Raw genomic sequence first — 4027 nt, 5'->3', positions numbered from 1 at the left:
CGGGCCCGCGACATGATGCCGGTGCTGGTGGCCTGGATGCTGTCCATCGGCATCGTGGTGCTGGAGAAGGACGGCGGCGACCTCCCACCACTCGGCCCGTTCGGCACCTTCGACCTCGCGCGCGACGAAGTCCTTCGTCACGGTTCCGTCCTGCAGCCGGAACTCGGGGTGGGCCTTGATGTTGTGGTACCAGGTCGGGTGTTCGGGGGCACCGCCCTTGGACGCCACGACCGCGTACTTGCCGTCGTGCTCCACCCGCATCACCGGGGTGTAGCGCAGCTTGCCGGTCTTCGCGCCGCGCAACGTCATCAGCACGATCGGCGAGCCCTGGATCTTGATGCCTTCGGTGGTGCCGGTCTCGAGGATCTTCTTCGTCTGCTCCTGCACCCAGCTCGTGGGGCTGAGCTCTACGTTCTCCTGCGACATGCCCACGAGCAACGCGCCGCCCGGAGCCGCCATTCCCGAACCGCGGCACGACCCCACCATCGGCGGACACCCGGCCCGGTCAGCTCTCCGGGTCGAGGTGGTAGAGCTCGGGGAGGTTGACCACGATCGCTTCCTGGGTGCTGCGGGCGATCACCACGACCGCCGGGTTGTCCGGGTCCGGGTTCTCCTCCCGGTGGGGGACGAAGGGCGGGACGAAGATGTAGTCGCCCGGGCCGGTCTTGATCCGGACCTCCTCGTCGCCGTCGTGGAAGACGAACTGCGGGTTGCCGCTGACCACGTGGATCGCCGTCTCCGACTCGCCGTGGTGGTGGTTGTCCGAGGCCGTCGACGGGGCCACGTGGGTCTCGCCCATCCAGATCCGCTCCGAGCCGACCAGATCACCGCTGATCGCGGCCAGCCGCCGCATGCCCTCGGTCTGCGCGGTGTTCTTGTCCAGGTCGGCGGCCCGGACGTGGTGCAGCCGGGTGCGCAGCGAGGCCCGCTGCTCCTCGGGCACCGAAGTCGCCAGGTCCGGGTGGAAAGCGTCGTGCTGGGTCATCTGCGTCCTTCCTCTTTCACCGATCGCCGACCACCGGCACCCGGCCGAGGAAGTCGGCGACCTGCCGTTCCAGTTCGCGCCACACGTCGGCATCGGGTGAACCGCTGTGCACCGAGGTAACCCCACCGTCCACCGCGCGCACAACCTCGCCGACCGTGATCTCCTCCGCATCCCGGGCCAACCAGTACCCGCCGTCGCAGCCGCGCTGGCTGGCGACCAGTCCCGCGCGGCGCAGTTCGATCATCAGGTTGACCAGGGAGTTCAGCGGAATCCGCTGGTTGCGCGCGATGACCGCGCACTTGACCGGTCCGTCGCTGCCCGCCAGCTCGCGCAACGCGCGCAGCGAGTAGTCCACCCGTGCGGAGACCTGCACCGGAGCGGTGCGGCGCGGCTTCGCCACCTCGGGCAGCAGCACCGCCCCCTTGGCGATCTCCTCGCAGAACAGCACGATCCGGGCGGCCGCGCTGCGGTGGTGCTGATCGTTGAGGACGTCGTGCACGCCCTCCTTGAACACCGCCAGCGAGCTCTGCGGGAGGCGGGCGGCGAGCGCGGCCACCGGGGCGACCGGCGCGATGGTGTCGGCGTCACCGTGCAGCAGCAGCACCGGGATCTCGGGCAGGCGCTCGGGCGGTTCGGTGACGTCGTCGGCCAGCCGCCCCCACTCGAAACCGGGGTCGTTGCGCAGCAGTTCCCGGTGCACCGGGCACGACGTGCGCACCCCGATCTCCTCGGCGCGGTCGGCGGGCGGCAAGCCGTCGGCCAGCGGGGTGCCCACCAGCACCAAACCGTCCAGTTCGATCTCCAGCGCCAGCTGCCAAGCGCGCAGCGCCCCGGTGTCGGTGCCCACCAGGAACCGCGCCGCGCCCGGCTCGAACCAGCCGGCCGGATCGCTGTCCGGCTCGGGTACCAGCACCGCGTAGCCGTCCGCTGCGAGCCGACGGCCGAAGCGCTCGTAGAGCGCCGGCGTCTCGCCTCTGCCGGGCAGCACCGCGATGGTGCCCCGGCTGGTCCCGTTCGGGGTCCACGTGGTCATCTCCGGTTCACCCCGCCCGGTACAGGTCCCGCTCGCACGCCCCGGCCACGTCGACCGGTTCGCGCAGCACACCTGCCTGGAGGTAGCGGTCGGCGACGGCTTGCAGGTCGCGCACCACGTCATCGCCCAACGGCCGGACTTCCTGCTTGGTCCGGGTGAGGATCTGCCGTGCGACCGGCGGGTCCAGCGAGGTCAGCTTCTCGTAGACGCGCTGGTACTCGCCCGGGTTCTCATCGCTCCACCGCCAGGCCGCCTCGAACCGGCGCAGCGCGTCGGCCAGCGCCTCGCGCTTGAGCGGGTCCGCCGCGGCCGTGGCCGACACCGACAGGATCCCGTTGCGGCCGTTGATGCCCTCGCCGTCGCGGATCACCCGTGCTCCCGAGTGCTCGGCGATCGCCAGGTACGGGTCGAAGGTGGCCCAGGCGTCGATGTGCCCGGCGCTGAACCCGGCCTGCGCGTCGGTGGGCAGGCTGAAGGTCAGCTGCACGTCCTGCGGGGTGAGGCCGGCCTCCTCCAGCGCGCCGAGCGCGGTGTAGTGCGAGACGCTGCCCGGCGCGGTGGACACCACGAGGTGCTTGCCGCGCAGGTCGGCCACGGTGCGGATCGGCGACCCCGGCGGCACGATGATCGCCGTGGAGCTGGGCGAGGCAGCGGTGGCCAGCGCCGGTCGCGCGGGCACTCCACCCGCGATGGCCTGCACGGTGGGCGCGTCGGCGGCGGTGGCGGTGTCCACGTCCCCGGAGCGCATCGCTTCGAAGAGCGGTGCGGCGCCTTGGAAGTTGGCCCACTTGATCCGGTACGGCGCGTCGTCGAAGGCGCCCGAGGCCTCGACCCTCGCCCGCAGGCCACCCGCCTGGTCCCCCAGCACGAGCGTGACCTCGGACAACGAGTTGGCCGAATCCTCCTTCGCGCAGCCGGTCACCGCCAGCAGCGCGGTTGCCAGCACGGCGAGCAGAGCTCTGGTCGTTCGCATTCTTCAGTTCTCCAGCCATGAAGCCTGTTGATGGTCGCGTTGCTCGGGTGGTCGCCTAGTCGAGCAGGTCCGGCTGCTCGTGGACGATCTCCTCGAACAGCGGGGCGAAGGTGACCCAGCCCGGGTCGCGGTGCTCCTGGTACTGCTCCCAGGTGTGCCGCGCGATCTCGTGCGGGATCTGCTGCAGCGGACCGGCCGCTTGGGCCACGACCTGGACCTTCGAGTTCCGCTCCGCGGCGACGTACAGCGCCACCGCCTCCTCCAGGCTGCGGCCGACGGTCAGCAGCCCGTGGTTGGCCAGGATCGCCAGCCTGCGCTGCCCCAGCGTCGAGGCGATCCGGCGGCCTTCCTCCAGGTCGAGCACGACGCCGGAGAAGTCGGGCACGATCACGTTGTCCTCGTAGAACTGGGCGCTGTCCTGCGAGATCGGCAGCAGTTCGGTGCCCAGCGCGGCGAGCGCCTTGCCCCAGATGGAGTGGCTGTGCGCGGCGGCGTCGACGTCCGGCCGGGCCTGGTGGATCTGCGAGTGGATGGCGAACGCGGCCTGGTTGACCGGCAGGTCGCCGTGCACGATCTGGCCGTCGTGGTTCACCAGCAGCAGGTCGGAGGCCTTGATGCGGCTGAACGCCCGGCCGAGCGGGTTGACCCAGAAGTGGTCGGCGAGCTCCGGGTCGCGGACGGTGATGTGCCCGGCGGCGCCTTCGCTGTAGCCGAGCTTGCCGAAGATCCGCAGCGCGGCGGCGAGCCGCTGCTTGCGGAACCGGCGCTCGTCCTCGACGTCGTCGAAGACCGGCCGGGCCGGGAAGCTGTTGTTGCGGGGCGAGAGGTTCCGGGCGAACTCGGACAGCCCGGGTGCGGTGGTGGTCATGTCGATCTCCTCGGGTTCGTGCCTAGGCGGCTTCGCGGCGGGCGATTTCCTGGCGCACCAGCGGGATCAGCTCGCGGCCGTAGTCCACCGCGTCGTCGAACGGGTCGGTCGGCGTGCTGGACAAGGTCGGCACGTTCGGCTTCCTGCGCTACAGCCTGCCGCTGACGC

General features: G+C 71.1%; 5 protein-coding genes. All 5 read right to left on the bottom strand.

Annotated features, from left to right (window positions below; genetic code table 11):
- The coding region (locus tag ABTZ89_RS36615; protein ID WP_351053624.1) for a nitroreductase family deazaflavin-dependent oxidoreductase at positions 1 to 459 on the bottom strand (459 nt) is incomplete at its 3' end.
- A 46-nt stretch (positions 460 to 505) separates the two neighbouring features.
- Positions 506 to 985: a cupin domain-containing protein gene (locus ABTZ89_RS36610; protein WP_270951768.1), complete on the bottom strand. Its 480-nt coding sequence runs from the start codon at positions 983 to 985 to the stop codon at positions 506 to 508.
- A gap of 16 nt (positions 986 to 1001) precedes the next feature.
- Positions 1002 to 2018, bottom strand: a complete 1017-nt coding sequence (locus ABTZ89_RS36605) for an Rrf2 family transcriptional regulator (protein ID WP_351053621.1) — start codon at positions 2016 to 2018, stop codon at positions 1002 to 1004.
- A 7-nt stretch (positions 2019 to 2025) separates the two neighbouring features.
- Positions 2026 to 2991, bottom strand: a complete 966-nt coding sequence (locus tag ABTZ89_RS36600) for an ABC transporter substrate-binding protein (RefSeq protein ID WP_351053618.1) — start codon at positions 2989 to 2991, stop codon at positions 2026 to 2028.
- 55 nt (positions 2992 to 3046) lie between these two features.
- Positions 3047 to 3859: a class II aldolase/adducin family protein gene (locus ABTZ89_RS36595; RefSeq protein ID WP_351053616.1), complete on the bottom strand. Its 813-nt coding sequence runs from the start codon at positions 3857 to 3859 to the stop codon at positions 3047 to 3049.
- Positions 3860 to 4027 lie beyond the last annotated feature (168 nt).

It is taken from the genome of Saccharopolyspora sp. NPDC002686 (genome assembly GCF_040295745.1).
GTDB lineage: Bacteria > Actinomycetota > Actinomycetes > Mycobacteriales > Pseudonocardiaceae > Saccharopolyspora > Saccharopolyspora oryzae.
The sequence above is the reverse complement of the archived record's forward strand: the minus strand, read 5'-3'. Positions and strand labels throughout refer to the sequence as shown.